General features: G+C 60.0%; 13 protein-coding genes. All 13 read right to left on the reverse strand.

Features of this window, described 5'->3' with window-relative positions; genetic code table 11:
* Positions 1-228: 228 nt before the first annotated feature.
* The 13 genes from AC6R19_RS20645 to AC6R19_RS20705 all read right to left on the reverse strand — a co-directional run bounded on the left by AC6R19_RS20645 (position 229) and on the right by AC6R19_RS20705 (position 18,140).
* Positions 229-1,080 carry an alpha/beta hydrolase gene (locus AC6R19_RS20645; protein ID WP_500581766.1) on the reverse strand — a complete coding sequence of 284 codons (852 nt, stop codon included), beginning with the start codon at positions 1,078-1,080 and terminating at the stop codon, positions 229-231.
* Positions 1,081-1,315: 235 nt separating this feature from the next.
* A complete protein-coding gene (locus AC6R19_RS20650) occupies positions 1,316-2,164 on the reverse strand; it encodes a TolB-like translocation protein (RefSeq protein ID WP_500581767.1) in 849 nt (282 codons plus the stop codon).
* Between the two features lie 542 nt (positions 2,165-2,706).
* Positions 2,707-4,371 carry an NAD-dependent DNA ligase LigB gene (gene ligB / locus AC6R19_RS20655; protein WP_500581768.1) on the reverse strand — a complete coding sequence of 555 codons (1,665 nt, stop codon included), beginning with the start codon at positions 4,369-4,371 and terminating at the stop codon, positions 2,707-2,709.
* Between the two features lie 307 nt (positions 4,372-4,678).
* The gene (locus AC6R19_RS20660) at positions 4,679-6,595 is read right to left on the reverse strand and encodes a family 16 glycosylhydrolase (RefSeq protein WP_500581769.1); all 1,917 of its coding nucleotides are present in this window, start codon (positions 6,593-6,595) and stop codon (positions 4,679-4,681) included.
* 467 nt (positions 6,596-7,062) lie between these two features.
* Complete coding sequence (locus tag AC6R19_RS20665) at positions 7,063-8,445, reverse strand: family 43 glycosylhydrolase (protein WP_500581770.1); 1,383 nt, start codon at positions 8,443-8,445, stop codon at positions 7,063-7,065.
* A gap of 325 nt (positions 8,446-8,770) precedes the next feature.
* Positions 8,771-9,703: an SMP-30/gluconolactonase/LRE family protein gene (locus tag AC6R19_RS20670; RefSeq protein ID WP_500581771.1), complete on the reverse strand. Its 933-nt coding sequence runs from the start codon at positions 9,701-9,703 to the stop codon at positions 8,771-8,773.
* A complete protein-coding gene (gene yjfF, locus AC6R19_RS20675; RefSeq protein WP_500581772.1) occupies positions 9,696-10,667 on the reverse strand; it encodes a galactofuranose ABC transporter, permease protein YjfF in 972 nt (323 codons plus the stop codon). The genes AC6R19_RS20670 and yjfF overlap by 8 nt, the downstream gene beginning before the upstream one ends.
* On the reverse strand, positions 10,664-11,755 hold the full coding sequence (locus AC6R19_RS20680) for an ABC transporter permease (protein ID WP_500581773.1): 1,092 nt from the start codon (positions 11,753-11,755) through the stop codon (positions 10,664-10,666). Before AC6R19_RS20680 ends, yjfF begins: the two co-directional genes overlap by 4 nt.
* 198 nt (positions 11,756-11,953) lie before the next feature.
* Positions 11,954-13,444 carry a sugar ABC transporter ATP-binding protein gene (locus AC6R19_RS20685; protein WP_500581774.1) on the reverse strand — a complete coding sequence of 497 codons (1,491 nt, stop codon included), beginning with the start codon at positions 13,442-13,444 and terminating at the stop codon, positions 11,954-11,956.
* Between the two features lie 15 nt (positions 13,445-13,459).
* The gene (locus AC6R19_RS20690; RefSeq protein ID WP_500581775.1) at positions 13,460-14,407 is read right to left on the reverse strand and encodes an ABC transporter substrate-binding protein; all 948 of its coding nucleotides are present in this window, start codon (positions 14,405-14,407) and stop codon (positions 13,460-13,462) included.
* A gap of 181 nt (positions 14,408-14,588) precedes the next feature.
* Entirely contained in the window at positions 14,589-15,674 is a 1,086-nt protein-coding gene (locus AC6R19_RS20695; RefSeq protein WP_500581776.1) for an aldose epimerase family protein, read from the reverse strand.
* Positions 15,664-17,265: an aldehyde dehydrogenase (NADP(+)) gene (locus AC6R19_RS20700; RefSeq protein WP_500581777.1), complete on the reverse strand. Its 1,602-nt coding sequence runs from the start codon at positions 17,263-17,265 to the stop codon at positions 15,664-15,666. Before AC6R19_RS20700 ends, AC6R19_RS20695 begins: the two co-directional genes overlap by 11 nt.
* A 104-nt stretch (positions 17,266-17,369) precedes the next feature.
* Entirely contained in the window at positions 17,370-18,140 is a 771-nt protein-coding gene (locus tag AC6R19_RS20705) for an SDR family NAD(P)-dependent oxidoreductase (protein WP_500581778.1), read from the reverse strand.
* Positions 18,141-18,378: the final 238 nt, after the last annotated feature.

Raw genomic sequence — 18,378 nt, forward strand, 5'->3', positions numbered from 1 at the left:
CAGAAAATCGTGCTCCTATGCAAATTCTGGGCTTGTGTTACATTGAGAAAAGTATTTCAGGGCTGTCTCCGCGCGAAAATTCTCTCTGCTCAAGAGTCGTTCTAGTTCCTCTACAGCCTCAATGTTGCCATAACCGGCAGCCGAAGCGTCAGCCAAAATATCTGATGGAAGACAAGCGAGGATTAATAATGTTGCTCTATTCATGGACAACTAGGTACGCTTTGAACTTTACTCACGTGATAATGCCGACAACCAAGTCACACTGCGTACTACCGTCATAGGTAACGCTGCCTTATGGTCGCCTTCAATCACTACATGCTTCAAGTACAAACTCTCATCATTTCTATTTTTCAGCATGGCAATAAGTTTTTCTGCATTCTCCCCCAGTTCATTCTCCTGTGAACCATAAGAAACGAAAACGTTGGCATTTAGGCCCTTCCGTTTTAATTCCGAATTAGATTCCAGCTCAATAAGATAGGGAATATCGCCCACAAGTGAAGGGCTACCAAGGATGTAATTCTTAAAAGTATCGGGTTCTGTGAGCAATATATAGACACCAAATTCACCGCCAAGTGAATACCCAAAAAAGGTGCGATTTTCAGGATCGGTTCGATAGTTTTTTTCTATATACTTAATTATATCGCTACGAATGAAATTTAGATGATTAATGGCTTTTCCAAGTTGATATTTAGCTTGTATCTCTGGCTTACTGGACTTCCTCATTGAGTAATCTCTATACCTACTTACATGCATCCCTGCTTCTTCCTTTAATTCTTCATTTATATCTGTCTGCCAGGAAATTCCGACCAAAATAGCCTCCTCCATAAGAAACTCTGTAGAGGCAGATAGTATTTCGATATTCCAGGCTGCGTCAGGAAAATAAATAACAGGATATTTTTCGTCGTTCTTTTCGAGATACTCTTCTGGTAGTTTTATGTAAAGGTCATATTGCCATCCTGACACAGAATCTTGAATAGGTATTACCTGTGTTCTAGGCATTTCATATGAATTTCGTTCACTTGCCTCAACATTTATCAGAGGAAGCAAAAACGTAAAAGCCAGAACAAGACTCTTCTTCATATTATTTTCTCCTTTCGCATAACGAGGTTGTATAAAAACTTCGACTTATTATTTTATTCATATTTAATCCAAAAAATCGTACTCTCATGTAAATTCTGGACTTGTTTTACACTACACAAAGTATTTCAGGTCTCTCTTCGCGAAAATTCTATCTACTCAAAAATCGCTCGAGTTCTTACGCCCGCAGAAGACGCGCCACCTCTTGGCGGTGCTCTTGCTGCGGTTGCTATATAATTTATTGATTCGATCTGAGATTCTCAATAACCTTAGCATCCACCCAATGAGGATTGCCTATCCAATAACTACTGCCATCTTTTCTCACTTTTTTGTCTCCCCGCCAAAAGAACAAATATTTTCCATCGGGGGTCACTTTCGGGCGTTGTTCATAGGCTGCGGTGTTTATTGTATCTCCCATGTTAATTGCTTCTCCCCATGAACCATCTTTCTTTCGAAAACTAATGTAGATATCAGGGGTATTTTCACCGTCTTTCTCAGCATCCCACATTAGATAGGACTCATCTGGAGCTATGAAGGGGTGGGCAATATATTTTCCCCTGTTAATATCCTTACTCATTTTTTGAGGTTCTTCATACTTGCCATCTATTAGGCGTGAATAACTCATATGCCCACTGCCATCCTCGAAATTTAGAACATAAAAATAGTATGTCCCTTTAAATGAAACCGAGAAACCCACAACAGGAATATCCTTGAAAGGCTCAAGGTTTTTCATCTCTGATACACTAGGGCTGAATCGTTCCTTATATTTATTGATATCAGTTGATGGAATAGATTTTCTACTCCATCTACTATCTTTGTATTGCATAACCAACCATGCAGTTTCTTTATATTTCCCACCAGACCTAGTGAACGAGAGCTCTCTCATGTCGGGCAAGAACAATACTTCCGTTTCAAGATGTTCTTCTGTGGCAACAATACCGGGTGCAAAAAATTCAGGAATTAAGCCTGGTGGCTTTTGTCCCAAATAGCGATCTTCCAAGACTGGAAATTCATTTTGACCATAACCTTTGCTACTCATAATAAAAACAGAAAATAGCAGAGTTATTGGAATACAAATACGCCTCATAAATTATCCTTTTTGTGAAATCAGCGAGATATTTAACTATGCCTGGATGTGACTTAACAAGCGACTATTCTACTAAACTAGCTTCCAAACATCTGACGGCCTTATGACTTTTAGATGATTTTATTCTGACGTCGATAAATCAACTTGTATCGTAGCCCCAGAGATCGATTTTCCACGGATCTATATCTGAGGAAAATTTAGTCGTCAGAATGGCCTCACCCCCCCGCACAGTCAAGCTTTCCGCGCTATTGGTACGATGAGACCAAGTGAAACAATTGCTCCCTGAGACGCATATCCGTTTTTTTTGCTGAAAGCGACAAACTTCCTGAAACTCCGGGATTTTTTGTTCTCAGCACAGGTTGTGTGAACGTATCAGTCGCCGAAAGCAGTATGTAATAGCTGTTCCGGTCACAATTACGCCGCTTCTGTTTGAATATCCTCCAGAGACCAAAAATTAAGGGTGCAACCAAGGCATCCCGCGCTCGCCATTTGTCGAACTTATAGCTGAGGGGTGGATTCGAAGGCCTCCCTTTCCTCTCAGCCTACTGAAATCCCTCAACTCCAAGTACCCGTAACTTTTCGCCTAGCACCGCCGCCTCTTCACACTGTAGAAAACTGGTGAGTTCCCGAGCCCTCTGGGGACCGATACCGGGGAATTCTCGCCACTCCGCTTCACTGCGTGCGGCAAACATGGAAAATGTCGCGTCATGCCAGATTTCTTCCGGCAACAGGCTTGCCGATGGCATGCCCAGCGCATACATCCAGCTCCGGAAGTCCCGCTCCGGTGCCTGGCGAAAATTGGCCTGAAGTTTTTCCGCCCGTTTCCGGCCGATTCCCGGCACGGCGATCAGTTGGCTTTGTGTCAGCGACGTCCAGGCCAACAGGTCCGGCAGCAGGCCGGCCTCCTGCAGCGAGCGCCAGCGCGCCTCGCCCATGCCGCGAAATCCCAGCTTGTCCCCCAGCCACTCGGCCCGCGCCAGGAACTGGTCGGTGCAACCCGGTTCCGGGTGCCAGCAGCTCAGGGGGCCGTAGGCGTTCGGGTCCGGCGCCGGCAATTGGACTCTTTCCGCGGCAGGCAGGACGACATCGAGAATCTGTGGGATCGTCTGGCCGGCCAGGGCCAGGCGCAGCCGGTCGCCGGGGCGGATATCCAGGGACTGCCAGCGCTCGAAGGAGCCGCTGCTGACACGGCGGATTTCGCGGTCGTCGAGAAGGGTCGGCGCTACTTCAATGACCGGTACGATTTTGCCGGTGCGGCCCACGGGGAATTCCACGTCCACGACTTCCGCCAGTACGGTGGCCGCCGGGTGCTTCCAGGCTGCGGCCCACTCGGGCGGTTCGGGCAGCCATTTTTCCGCCGGCGGGCGGCTGCCCTGCTTCAGGACTATGCCGTCGGTGGCGAAGGACTGGGGTGAGCGATAGAAGTGTTCGCGCCAGCGGCGCGCGTCACTCAGGGTGTCTACGCGATGTGTGTAGCCGGTGGTGTCGTAACCCAGGTCTTTCAGGGCTCGCAGGCGCTCGGGCAATGTGCCAGGACCCTTCGGCCAGTCCCAGACAAAAATCGCCAGCGACTGCGCCTGCTCGCGGGAAAGCTTCTTTGAAGCCATGGCGCCGCTGGTGCGGCCGCGGGCGTTGTGGCCGCCGTCGGCCTGGATATGGTTTTCCAGCTGCCAGTAGATTTCGCCCTGCAGTACCAGTTGCTCGCGTTTGTCAGGGATCTCTCGATGGATGGCGGGAATGCGATGGGCGTGGCGGGTCCAATCCTGGCCGCCTTCGCCGTTGCCGCGGCTGATCATTTGTGCCAGTCTGCCGCGACGGTAGACCAGGGTCACCGCGACGCCGTCGATTTTGGGCTGCAGCCAGGCATCGTCGTGCCGTTCCAGCCACAATTCGACCTCATCAGCGTTTCGCAGTTTCTGTAGGCCTGTCTGTACTACCGGATGGGGGATGGTCCGCAACGATGGCCGCTGCGGCGGTTTTGCCTGTCGGGCCAGGTGCGGGAAACAGCGGTTCCAGAGCGCCAGCGTCACCTGTGCCTGATCGTAAACAGCATCGTCAACCAGTGCCTCGTACTCTAGATACCAGGCGTTATCCCACCGTTTGATTTTTCCATGAAGCTGCTCTATTTCCTTCGCCGCCCGCGCTTCATTCCAGCCCGGGCAATCCGGTGGGAGTGCCTGGGACAGGGGTGCCACCAAGAACAGCATCCAGACAACAGTTGCCAGTCGCAGACGGCAGGGGCGATCAGTGAAACCTGTGACAGCAAATGGCAGGGACGGATCCATATCCCGTATTTCCTTTCATGGATGGGGTTGCCGTGGTGGCCGGCAATTACCTTGGTTAGGGGTAGGCGCGGTCCAGTTGCTCCATACCCGGACCACGTCAACTACCCTACCCCATCAATCACACTGTGCACAAACAAATATAAATCGGGCCACTGGCCCGGCGTAAAGACGCGGGGCATCGCCGGCCACCCGTGCAAGCAGCTCGCACTCCACCCGCCCCTCAGTTACGTTACTGGCAGGTTTCCAGGTTGGCCTGCGCGTCGTAGCTCAGCGCAGCGTGGCTCAGGCTGTCTACGCAAAAGCCCACCGTCACGCTGCCGCCGGCGCTGGCCTGCGTCTCCACCGTTACCTGGCCACTGGCATCGGTGACGCCGCTGGCGGCTTCGGCAAAGCTGCCACTGAAGGTGCCGGCCACCGTCACGTCGGCTGCCGGGTTACCCAGGTCGTCGTAGACAGTGACCGTGGCGGTACCGCGCTTCTGTCCCTTGCCTGCGGCCAGGGTGCCGGTAGTGATGTCCTGGACGTGTATGCTGGTCGCCTCACCACCGGAGTTGCCGCCGCCGGCACCGTAGAGGTCCAGGTTGTCCAGGAAGTAGGTGTCGCCGGTGAAGGCATCCGGGTCGATCAGGATCACCAGGCTGTTGACGTCGCTATCGGCGGTGGCGCCGTCGATGCGGTCCTCGAGGGAGAACTTGAGCCATTGCCACTGGTTGCGCGCGGTTGTATGGGCGATGTACTTGGAGTGGCGTCCGGAGGGGTAATTGTCGGGCGTTGCGGTGCTGCTGTTTTCCAGCTGGATCAGTATCTCCGTGCCCACCGGCGCCGCCGTGTAGACATCCAGGTAGAACGCCTTGTCCCCCGAAATATAGGGCGCCGCATCGGGGATCGCGGTTGTGGCCGCGGCAATCACATCCCACTGGGCGGTGGCGTCGCGGGTGTAGCGGGCCACGGTGGCCGAACTGTTCACCGTGTCCGGCGCCGGGTTGGCGGCGTCCTGAACAAAATCGCCGGTTACGCTGGTGTAACTCAGGTTGCGGTTGCTTTCGAAATCGTCCAACACAGTTTCCTGGCTCTGCTCCGGCAGCACATGGACGTTGACGGTAAGGTTGCGCGCACCGCAGCTGTTGTTCACCGCCACGGCCACGTCGCCACCGGTTGTGCCCCAGGCTACCGAGATGCTGCTGGTGCCGGCACCGGCGGTGATGGTGGCCCCGGCCGGCAGGCTCCAGTCGTAAGTGCTGCCGGTGCCCCCTTCGTCGACCACCGTGTAGGTGGCGGTGCTGTGTGGTTCGACCAGGTGATCGCCGGCCAGCGACGGCTGTCCGGTGTCGTACACCCGCACATAATCCACCTGCATGGTCTGCGGCAGCTGGCTGTCATCCACCCAGCCGCCGATGTTGCCACCCACCGCCATGTTCAACAGGAAGTGGTACTGGTAGTTCTCGAAGGTCCAGAAGGCGGGGTCGCTCAGGTCCTCGGGGGTCTTCACCGAGTAGAGGAGATCGTCCAGGTACCAGCGGATCTGGTTGGGCTCCCACTCCACCGCATAAGTGTGGAAATCGTCGGACCAGGCATCCGGCTGCTTGAGGATACGCCCGCTGGTCCATTCATTGTCCGGCCAGGGATCGCCATAGTGGATAGTGCCGAAGGCGATCATGTCCGCCTGGCCGGTGGCCTCCAGGATATCGATCTCGCCACTCATGGGCCAGCCCTGGTCGGGATCGGTGGGCAACATCCAGAAGGCCGGCCACATGCCTGTGCCATTGGGCAACTTGATGCGCGCTTCGAAACGGCCGTGGGTCCACTGGCCGCCGGCGGGCATATTGGCGGTGCGCAGGCGCGCCGAGGTGTATTCCTTGCCGCGCACCCGCTCCCGCCGGGCGGTCAGGGTCAACAGGCCACCGGCCACCGTGGCGTTCTCGGCCTGGTACCACTGCAGTTCGTTGTTGCCCCAGCCGCAAAGGCCTATGTCGCAGCCGTCGCCGGTCTGGAATTCCCACTTGAGGGGGTCCACCGCGGTGCCGTTGAATTCGTCGCTCCAGACCAGGTTCTGGCACTGCTGCGCCATTGCCGGCAGGGTCAGGGTCATGGCGCCAGCCAGCATCAGTTGCCGGCAACGGCGCAAAACTTGTCGTGTAGGTTTCATGGTGATTCCTTTTGCTCTTATCGTTGTTGTGAGACCACCTGCGACCGGCCGGGCGCTCCTCGAGGGATGCGGATGGGTAGCGATTCCGGCCCGATACCCCGGCGTCGGCCGCGGGGCCCTGTTTACGTTTTCCCTAACCTAACCGCCAATCCGCACACCCGCCCGCGCCACCGGCAGACCGGGGCCTGGGCGCAGGGCATGTCGCGAAGTCCAGGGGCGCATCGCTTACGCCCACGCCAACATTGGACGCCTGCGTGCAAAAAGTCGTCCCACCTTCTCGGGGGCCGCAAATTGGTACTTACTACTTTGACGCGTTCTGGGTGGGACAGCGGGGGGGAAGCGACGGCCGATAGTGCCGCTCAGGAGCCAGTGAGAATGTTATGCGTAGCCGGTGTGCACCTGGCCAATAAAAAGGCAACCGCCACAGCAGCGGTTGCCCCGTCGCATTGTCTATGTGCTACTTCAAATCAGGGCTTGCGAAAATACCACTCCTGATTGCTGTTACCAGTAACAGGCCACTGGATAACATTGCCGCCCTCGGACTGGCTCCTGCTGCTCACATCCAGTACATGGTTACTCAGGCGCGAGCGGATCAGGAAGTAGCCGGCCCCGACACTCTCCAACTGCCACTGTTGGCCATCGCCGCCCCAGTAATCCCACTGGGCGATATTGGCCCCGGCTTCCGTGGAGACTTCCCATACATCCAGGCTCCTGCCGCTGCCTTCGTTGATCAGGCGGTAGTAGCCGTTGCCCAGGTCGCTCAGCTGCCAGCGCTGGCCCGCGTTAGCGGAGTAGCCGCCCTGCTGCACATTGGCCCCGTTTGCGGTGGAGTTGTTTTCCACCGACAGCGCCTTGCCGCTGTGCCTTGCCTCGACGATATAGGTCCCGTCTGCCGGCGGGCCCGCGACCGAGGCGCAGTTGCCCGGCGTGAAGTCCCGGGAAAGCACCGGCCAACCGTTGGCATAGGTCATGCTGAGGATATCCAGCCTGGCGGTGCCGTTGTCGGTGGCGTCGTAGTAATGGGTGGACACATAGTTGCAGCTGCCCTCCTGCAGCAGGCCGATATGCCCGGGGCCGTGATACTTGCCGTCGCGGTTGGGCAATATGGTGCGCCAGTCTGTGTAGGAGCCGGTCACACTGGTGGAGCGGCCGACCTCGATATAGTAGGTGCTGTTCAGCCCGTCGCAGCAAGTACCGCGGTTGACGAACAGGTAGTAGTAGCCATCCTTCTTGGTGATGTAGGGGGCCTCGATGCTCTGGTGGCCGCCGCCGTAGAGGTGCGTCACGCTGCCGATGGTCTTGCCGGTGGACGGATTGATCTCCACTAGGCCGATACCGTCGAACCAGGAGCCGTAGGACATATAGACACGGCCGTCGTCATCGCGGAAGAGCGCAGGGTCTATCGCGTTCTTCTCGTTGCTGCCGCCATTGGAGCTGATCACCATGCCCTGGTCCTGCCAGTTCGGATTGTTCAGTGAGGGCGTGCGCACCACGCCGATGGCGGAGCGGGAGGAGCCGAAAGTGGAGACGGAATAGTAGAGGTAGTAGTAGCCGTTCATGTAGATCGCATCCGGCGCCCAGAAGTGGCCCTCGAAACCGGGCACGGCACTGTCGATCCACGAGGGCCAGCCGCCGGGGAACACCGGCTGGGGGGCCGCGGTCCAGTGGGTGAGGTTCGTCGAGGTGGAGTACCAGATTCCGTTGCCGGTGGTGAAGTGGTAGTAGGTGCTGCCGTCGCGGACCAGGGCGGCGGGATCGTGGGAGTTGTCCGTACCCGAGAGGGTCAACGCCGCCGCATTGAAACTCATACAGACGAGAAACAGCACACGGATCAGAGTGCGTGGGATCATCGCTCTTTACCTTTTATTGTTGTTGGAAAATAAGATGCACACATTGATTTGTATTATTGTATGCATCTTGGATAGTAAAGGTTTGCGATACCCCTAACCAGCGGTGTGGTGGGCGATTGGCGTGTCTAGGCGCTGTTTTCATCTTCTATGAAAAGGGGGCCGGACAGGAAGGGGGCAACGGTCGGGCACAGAGGCGCGTTCGTCGATCCGCGCGGTGCCGAGGGAGTGGGCATGTGTAGGCTGCGCCGTACGCACCGAAAGGCGATGGAGCCCCCCGGGTGTGGCGCGCGCGGCGCACCCTACAATTGCCACCCCAGAGACGCCCTTAAGCCCGGCGCCTGGCCGGCTCCAGTAGTTTCGCGGCATTGAATCGCGGATCACTCAGCCCGCGAAACGGCGTCAGCAGTACAAACAGGTTGCCCGCCTGCGGCTCCTTGTCGAGGGTCCATTCGCTCAGGGAGTCCCGCGCGGAGGTCACGAACAGCAGGTTCATCTCTTCCCCGCCGAAGGCCGCGCAGGTGGGCTGGCTAACCGGCAGTGTCACCGCGCCCGCGCTGCGGCCGTCCGGCGAATAGCGCTCGACCCGCGCGCCGCGCCAGTGGGCCGACCACAGGTGGCCTTGCGTATCCACGGTGGCGCCGTCCGGGTAGCGGTTCATCATGGTGCGGGCAAATAGCTGGCGATTGGAAATTTCGCCCGTGGCCGCATCGAAGTCGTAGCTGTAGATATTCCGGCGCGGGCTGTCGGCAAAATAGAAGCGGTTGCCGTCCGGACTCCAGCTGCAGCCGTTGGAGATATGGATATCCCGCTCCATTGTTTTCACTGTGCCATCGGCTTCCAGGCAGTAGAGCGCGGCTGTTGCATCTGGAGAGCCCTCAGAGCAACGAGAGTCGTCTTCCACCATGGTGCCGGCCCAGAAGCGGCCCTGGCGGTCGATCCTGCCGTCGTTAAAGCGCATGCCGGAATTTCCCGGCACCAGTATTTTCTGCCAGAGCATTTCTCCGCGCCGGTAATCGTAGAGGGCAAAACCGCTTTCGAAGGCGGCGACGATGCAGTTTTCGCGGTCGGTAAAGGCAAAGGCGCAGAGGCGTTCCGGGGTATCGAAGACCTCGGGTTCCCGGCTGGGCCACTGCAGGCGATAGAGTTTGCATGCCTGGATGTCGGTCCACCAGACGCTGCGGTCGCGGGCATTCCACTGCACGCCCTCACCCAGGGTATTGTTTACCTCGACAACGTCGAGCAGCTGTACTTCAAGCATGGGGCAGTTCCCTGTTGCCACTTCGGGTCAACAGCCGTTGCATGGCGATAAATGCAAACAGCAGCAGTCCGATGACGATTTTCGTCCACCAGCTGTTCAGGGTGCCGTCGAAGGAGATATAGGTCTGGATAACACCCATGATCAGCACGCCGATCAGGGTGCCCAGCACGTAGCCGGAACCGCCAGTGAGCAGGGTTCCGCCGATCACCGCCGCGGCTATGGCGTCCAGTTCCATACCCACCGCTGCCAGCGAATAACCCGAAAAGGTGTAAAAAGAATAGACGATGCCGCCGAGTGCGGAGAGAAAACCGCTGATGGCATAGATGGATATGGTGGTGCGCGCCACTGGCACGCCCATCAGGTGGGCCGACTGGGCATTGCCGCCGAGCGCATAGATGTAGCCGCCCAGGCGACTGAAGTGAGCCAGCAGTACCGCCGCCACCAGCACCACAACCAGCACCAGTGTGGAGGTGCCCACCCAGGCGTTGCCCGGCAGGAGTATGCCGAAGTCCGCCACGGTATCGTAGAAGGGGTGATCGATGGGCACCGATTCCTCGCTCAGGGTGGTGGCCAGGCCGCGGGCCAGGAACATGCCGGCCAGGGTGACGATAAACGGCTGCAGCCTGTAGTAGTGAATCAGTGCGCCCATGGTGGCACCGAACAGGCCCCCGCCGATCAGCAGCAGCGGGAATACCTGCAGCGGGTGCATGCCGTGCTCGCCGATCAGCACGCCGCAGGCCACACCGGTGAGAGCGATCACCGCGCCCACGGACAGGTCGATACCGCCGGAGATGATCACGAAGGTCATGCCGATGGCGGTGATCGCCAGGAAGGCGTTGTCGGAAAACAGGTTGGCCACCACGCGGGGGCTGCCGAAATTGTCGAACTGCAGCGAGCCGACCAGGAACAGCAGCAGGAACAGGCCGCCGGTGACATACAGGGAGGTGTACTTCGAATTGATCACGCCTGTGCCCTCCCCTTGGCAAACTTGAGCATTGTAAACAGCGCGGCCATCTGCGCCTGGAATCTGGGCGACTGCAACAACAGCACGAAGATGACCACCAGCGCCTTGATCAGCAGGTTAAATTTGGGCGGCAGGCCGCTCATGATGATAGTGGTGCTCAGGCACTGGATCACCAGCACACCTACTAATGAGAGCAGCAGCGAAAAGCGCCCGCCCATCAGCGAGGCGCCGCCGATCACCACCGCGAGGATCGCATCCAGTTCCAGCCACAGGCCGGCGTTGTTCGCGTCCGCGCCCTGGATGTCCGCCGCGGCGATCATGCCGGCCAGCGCGGCGCAGAGGCCGGCGATGCAGTAAACCATGAGTTTCACCGTGCGCGCATTGACACCCAGGTAGTGGCTGGCGCCGGCATTGCAGCCCACGGCTTCCACGAACAATCCCAGCGCGGTTTTGCGCATCAGCAGATGGATGGCGGCAAAGGCGATCAGCACCAGCACGATCGGGAAAGGCACGCCAAGAAGATCGCCGGTGCCGATAAAGGCGAAGCTGTCGTTCTGGAAGGTGACTATCTGGCCCGCATTGATCAATTGCGCAATGCCCCGCCCGGCCACCATCAGGATCAGGGTGGCGACGATCGGCTGTATGCCCAGGAAACTGACCAGGCTGCCGTTGACGGCGCCGGTCAACAGGCCCGCGGCGATACCGGCGAGCACCACCAGGAAAATACTGTCGACACCGCCGGTGATCAGGTTGGCGCAGACAGCGCCGGCAATGGCCATGGTGGCGCCGACGGAGAGGTCGATGCCGCCGGTGGCGATCACCAGGGTCATGCCGATGGCCAGCAGCGCCACCGGCGCGCTGCGGTTGAGCACGTCGATCAGGCTGCCGTAGAGGCGGCCGTCGACGATTTCGATCTGGAAGAATTCCGGTGCGAACACCAGGTTGATGGCCAGCAACAGGAAGAGACCCAGCAGCGGCCAGAGGTAGCGGCCGCTGATTCCTTTTATCAATCGGGAGGGCAACTTGCCGCGCAGGCCGGCCGGCGAAACTGGCTGCCCTTCGGCGGCAGCGGTTTGCAGGTTACTCACATCACGCCTCTTTGTTATCTAATTCCGCGTTACTCTGATCGTTGTGCTGAGCCCGAACTTTCACTGGCTTGTCATACCGGCGCAGACCGGTATCCAGGTCCGTGGCACCTGGATTCCGGCCTGCGCCGGAATGACGTCAGTGCTCTGTAGGAGCGGCGGGGCGGCCATCCGCCGTTGGCCGCGATCAATACAAGGCAGTCAGGCCTCGGCTATGGCCCGCATAATATTGTTCTCGGAAATATCCGCCCCCTCGATCTCCGCCACCTTGCGGCGGTCGCGCATCACGGCGACGCGATCGGAGAAGGCCACCAGTTCCTCGAGCTCCGAGGAGGTCACCAGCAGCGACATGCCGTCGCTGCAGAGTTTCTTGATCAGCTTGAGGATCTCCGCGTGGGCACCGATATCGACACCCCGGGTCGGCTCGTCCAGGAGCAGCAGTTGCGGTTGCGTGGCCAGCCAGCGGGCCAGGATCACCTTCTGCTGGTTGCCGCCGCTCAACTGCTCGATCGGCTTTTCCGCATCCGGGGTGGCAATTTGCAGCTCCGCGATAAACTTCTCCGCCAGCTGCTGTTGTTCGGCGCGGCTCATGGGCCGCCACCAGCCGCGGCGGGCCTGCAGGGCCAGGGCGATGTTTTCGCGAATCGACAGTGGGCCGACGATGCCGCTGCTCTTGCGGTCCTCCGGGCACAGGGCCAGGCCCGCGGCAATGGCCTCCGCCGGCTGACGGAAACTGCGTTCGCGACCGGCAAATTTCAGTTTGCCGGAGGATTTTTTGTCCACACCGAATAGCGCGCGGCAGACTTCCGAGCGCCCGGAACCGAGCAACCCGGCCAGGCCGACCGCCTCGCCGCGATTGACGGTGAGACTGGTCGCCTGCAGGGAGCCGCGCACGGCAACGGCTTCCATTTCCAGTAGCGGCTCGCCGGCGGCGCGGTTCTCCCGCTGCGGTGCGCGATGCGCCTGGGCCTGCAGCTCCTTGCCGAGCATATGGCCCACCAGCTGTTCCCGCGGCAGATTTGCGGTTTCGAATTCCCCGACGAGGGTGCCGTTGCGCAACACGGTGATGCGGTCGCAGACGGCGTAGACCTGGTCGAGGAAGTGGGTGATAAAGACGATACCGATACCCCTGGCCTTCAGCTCGCGCATCACCCCGAACAGCTGCTCCACCTCGCCGGAATCCAGGCTGGCGGTGGGCTCGTCCAGTACCAGCACCTTTGCCGACATGTCGACGCCGCGGGCGATGGCCACCAGCTGCTGTACCGCCACCGAATAGCTGGACAGGGGTTGGGTGACATCGATATCCAGGGCGAAACGCTTCAGCACCTCGCGGGACTGGCGGTGAATGCGCTTCCAGTCGATCAGGCCGAATCTTTTCGGCTCACGGCCCAGGTACAGGTTCTGCGCCACACTGAGGTTGGGCAGCAGGTTCACTTCCTGGTAGACGGTGCTGATACCGACGGACTGCGCCTGGGAGGTACTCTTCAGTTTCAGCGGCTCGCCCAGGTAGGTCATGGAGCCGCCGTCGCCTTCCAGGGCGCCGGTCATCACCTTGACCAGGGTGGACTTGCCCGCGCCGTTCTCGCCCAGCAGCGCGTGGATCTCACCGGCCCGCAGCTGGAAGTCGACGTTATCCAGTGCCCTGACACCGGGGTAGCGCTTTTCGATTTTACTGAGACTCAACAGCGTCATGGTTACCACCCACTATCAATTGGTCGCGCGTTTCTTGTATTCCTCGGCCGCGGTCGCCTGGGTGTAGAGGTCGCCGGTGGTGCTGATCAGCTTGTCGACTTTGCGCTCTCCGCCCAGGTATTTTTCAATCACGTCGAACGCCGGCCCGCCCAGGTGCGGGTTCAGTTCCACGGTGGCATTGGCCTCGCCGTCGGCCATGGCCTTGAAGTAATCCGGCACGCCGTCCACCGAAACGATCAGCATATCCTCGCCCGGCTTGAGACCGGCTTCCTTGATCGCCTGGATGGCGCCTATGGCCATTTCGTCGTTGTGTGCCCAGAGCGCGCAGATATCCCTGCCGCCGTTCTCCGCCTTGAGCATGGCTTCCATCACTTCCTTGCCCTTGCTGCGGGTGAATTCGCCGGTCTGGCTGCGCACTATCTTCGCGTCGGGGTAAGCGGCGATGATTTCATTGAAACCCTTCATGCGATCGATGGCCGCGGTGGCGCCGACGGTGCCCTGCAGTTCGATAATGCTGCAGTTGCCATCGGTCTCTTCCATCAGCCACCTGGCCGCGCGGCGGCCCTCCTCGACAAAATCCGAGGCGATGCGGGTCAGGTAGAGGGATTTGTTGTCGACGTCGACATTGCGGTCGAGGATGACCACCGGAATACGCGCCCGCTTGGCCTCGCGCAGCACCGGCTTCCAGCCGGTTTCCACCACCGGCGCAATCATGATGGCGTCCACGCCCTGGGCGATAAAGCTGCGCACCGCCTTGATCTGGTTTTCCTGCTTCTGCTGGGCGTCGGAGAACTTGAGGTCGATACCGCGGCGCCTGGCCTCGGCCTTGACGGATTCGCTGAAGCTGGTGCGCCAGCCGCTCTCGGAACCCACCTGGGAAAAGCCGACGGTGATGGCCGCGGCGGATTGGGCGACGCTGAAGGCCAGGGCGAATGCGCTGGCGATAATCGGGATCTTTTTCATGGTGCTCTCCTCATCGCAAGGATCTGTTTATATTTATTTTTTGCAACTACTCCCCTCCCCGCTTGCGGGGGGGCTGGGGGACGGGGCTTCGATCGGCACCCCCTCTCCCTAACCCTCTCCCCAAGGGGGAGGGGACTGTTTTGTGCCTGAATTGAACTCCGGTGGCGTCGCCAGGCGGAGCTTATTCAGCGGAAAAACGATAAACCGTCGTCTGCCTGTACTCCTCTCCCGGCTCTACGATAACCGACGGGAAATTTCCGTGATTGACCGCATCGGGAAACCCGTGGGTTTCCAGGCACAGGCCCGCATACTGTGTCATCGGCGAGCCGCTGTCGCGGTTGCGGCTGCCGTCGAGGAAATTGCCGCTGTAGAACTGCACTCCCACCTCGGTCGAATCGATTCTCACGCAGCGGCCGGAGGCCGGGTGGGTGAGTGCCGCAATCGGCTTCAGCTTCTTTTCCGCTGTTTCATCGACGACCCAGAAATTGTCGTAGCCGCCGGGCCAGTCCCGAATATCGCAGCCGATTTTCTTGCGTTTGCGGAAATCCACCGGTGTGCCGGCGACGTCGAGCAGTCTTCCGGTGGGGATCAGTTCGCCATCCAGTTCGAGCAGCCTGTCCGCGAAAATCTCCAGCTCGTGATCAAGGATGCCGTCGCGGCCCGCCAGGTTCCAGTAGCAGTGGTTGGTCAGGCTGACCGGGGTGGCGCTGTCCGCCTGCGCCCGGTATTCGAGCGTCAGGGAATCGTCTTCGCCCAGGCAGTAGGTCAGTTCCACGGCCAGTTTGCCCGGGTAGCCGGCGTCGCCGTCGGGGCTCTCGCAGCGGAAGGTCACCGCCTGTCCTGTCGCGCCCGATTCGCTCTGTACTATCTGCCAGCGCCTGCTGGCCAGGCCCTCGGGGCCGCCGTGCAGGTGATTGCGGCCGTCGTTCGCCGGCAGGACAAATTCACACCCGCCGATGCTAAAGCGCGCCCCGCCGATGCGGTTGGCCACGCGACCGGCGGTGACGCCGAGGTACCAGTGGTTGTCCAGCCAGTGCTGCGGATTCCCGTAGGTCAGCAGGATATTGTCTCTATGGCCGTAGCGGTCCGCGGTGTGTATCGACAGCAGGCTGGCGCCGAGATCGCACAGCCGCACCTGTGTGCCCCGGCTGTTCACCAGGGTCACGGTGCGCAGCGGCGGGTCGCCGGCGAGCGGAGTGCCGCCCACCGGAACTGTCACCGACTCGATACCGCGGGGCATGGCCAGCTCAGCCATCTCAGTCGACATTAATGGCATCGCGTGTCTTTTCCCCGTTCACCAGGCGCAGAATACCCAGCGGGTTGCCGTCTTTCAGCGCGTCCGGCAGCAGGCCCTGCGGATAATTCTGGAAACAGATGGGGCGCAGGAAACGCTCGATGGACCGGGTGCCCACGGAGGTAAAGCGCGCGTCCGTGGCCGCCGGGAAGGGGCCGCCGTGCATCATCGAGTGGCAGACTTCCACTCCGGTGGGGAAACCGTTGACGACGATGCGGCCGACGCGGTTGCGCAGCAGCTCCACCAGGTCGCCGTAGCCGGCCAGTTCCGCCTCGGTACAGTGCAGGGTGCCGGTGAGCTGGCCCTGCAGCGCGGCGATGGCCTGCAGCAGTTCTTCGCGGTCGCGGCACTTCACCACCAGGGACATGGGGCCGAAGACCTCTTCCTGCAGTTCGCCGTTGGCGAGGAAATCCTGGGCGCTCACGGTCAGCAGGCCCGCCTGGCAATGGAAGCCACCGCCTTCACTGGCAGCTTCACCGGCGGCCACCTGCTCCACGCCCCGCTGGTCGCGCAGCTTGGCCACGCCGCCCTGGTAGCCCTGCAGGGTGTTCTTGTTCAGCATCACGCCGGCACCGACTTTGGCCAGGGCTTCGCCGGTGGCACCGATAAAGCGCTCCAGATCCTCGCCTTCCACTGCCAGTACCAGGCCCGGGTTTACACAGAACTGGCCGGTGCCCAGGGTCAGGGAGCCGACGAAGCCCTCGGCGATAGCCTCGGCGGAATTCTTCAGGGCTTCCGGCAGCAGCACCACCGGGTTGATGCTGCCCATTTCCGCGAAGACCGGAATCGGTTCCGGCCGCTCGCTGGCGAGCTTGAACAGGGCCGTGCCGCCGGCGGTGGAACCGGTAAAGCCGACTGCCTTGATGCCCGGCGCCCTGACCAGCTCGGCACCGACCCGATTGCCGGCACCGAGGATCAGGGAGAAGACGCCCCCCGGCAGGCCGCACTTTTTCACCGCTTTATCGATGGCCTGAGCCACCAGTACGCTGGTGCCCGGATGGGAGTTGTGCCCCTTGACGATCACCGGGCAGCCGGCGGCAAAGGCGGAGGCGGTATCGCCGCCGGCGACGGAGAAGGCCAGTGGGAAATTGCTGGCACCGAAGACGGCCACCGGACCCAGGGCCTGGTTGAAGCTGCGCAGGTCCGGGCGCGGCAGCGGCTGGCGGTCCGGCAGCGCGGTGTCGATGCGCGCATCCAGGTATTCGCCCTCGAGGATCCAGTCGGCGAACAGGCGCAGCTGGCCGCAGGTGCGGCCGCGCTCGCCTTCGGCGCGGGCGCGGGGGTAGCCGGTCTCGGCGGAGACGCGCTCCAGCAGTTCATCGCCGAGCGCCATGATTTCGTCGGCGCAGGCGTTCAGGAACTCGGCGCGCTTTTGCGGCGTGGTGTTGGAGAATTCCGCAAAGCATTCGGTCGCGGCCTGGACGGCCTCGGCGACCTGGAATTCGTCGGCGCAGGTGAATTGCGGTTCGAGGTGCTCGCCGCTGGCCGGATTCACGCCGTAAAAGGTATCGGCGCGGCCGTCGAGCCATTTGCCGGCGATCAGTTGTTGACCCGTAATCGTCATCTCGTATCTCCTTTTGTTTACTGGTTCCAGAGCGGGCGCCCTAAACGCCCAGATGGGCAGAATGTTAGCGCTACCAAAGCGCTATGTTACCCACCTAGACCCCCTTAGATCCAGCCGCCGTCGACAATAAAGTTCTGCGCGGTGCACATGGCGCTGTCGTCGGAGGCGAGGAAGAGCGCCATGGCGGCGATATGCTCCGGCAACAGCTCACCCTTCATGCTCTGGCCGCGCGCTATATCCTCGCGGGCCTTGTCGTCCACCCACATGCGCAGCTGTTTCTCGGTCATTACCCACCCGGGCACCAGGGTGTTCACGCGGATTCTGTCCGGCCCCATGTCCCGCGCCAGGCCGCGGGTCAGGCCCTCGATGGCCGCCTTGGAACTGGTGTAGCCGGGCATGCCGCCCTGCCCCGCATGCCAGCTCATGGAGCCCAGATTGATGATGGATCCACCACCGAGCTGTTTCATCTGCGGGTAGGCCGCCTGGGCGGCGAAGAAATGGTGGCGCATGTTGACCGCCAGGCACTGGTCCCACTGCTCCGGCGTCACCTCGCGGAAATCGTGGCGTTTGTCGTTGGCGGCGTTATTGACCAGCGTGGAAATGGGGCCCGTCTCCTCACCCACGCGGGCGATGACGCCCTGCAATTTTTCGATATCGGTGAGGTCGCAGTGGAAGAATTCCACAAGGCCACCGGTGTCCCGCTTGCGCAGGCTTTCCACCAGTGCCAGGGACTCGGCCTCCTGGATATCCACAAAGGCCACCTTGCAGCCCTGCTGGTAGAAGGATTCCACCAGGCTGGCGCCGATACCGGAGCCGCCGCCGGAAATAAACACGGTTCTGTTTTTCAGGCTGGGGTATTGGTTGGTCAAATTCATCATCCGCTCTTTATGCTCTTTTGTGTTAGCACCCACTGGTATGAGTGCCCTGTAGGAGCGGCCGTTGGCCGCGACTGATGTGGCTACTGGCTGAAACCGACCGCGGCCATGGGCGGTTGGCCGCCCCGCCGCTTCTCTAAAGCGGCTCCTGATGTCAACCACTAATCTGGTTTCCGCTGTCCAACCATTACTGAGTTTCAGGCTTCTCTACGTGGTCGCTCAAGGCGCCTACAAGATG

The sequence above is a fragment of the Microbulbifer sp. SE14 genome (genome assembly GCF_059834885.1).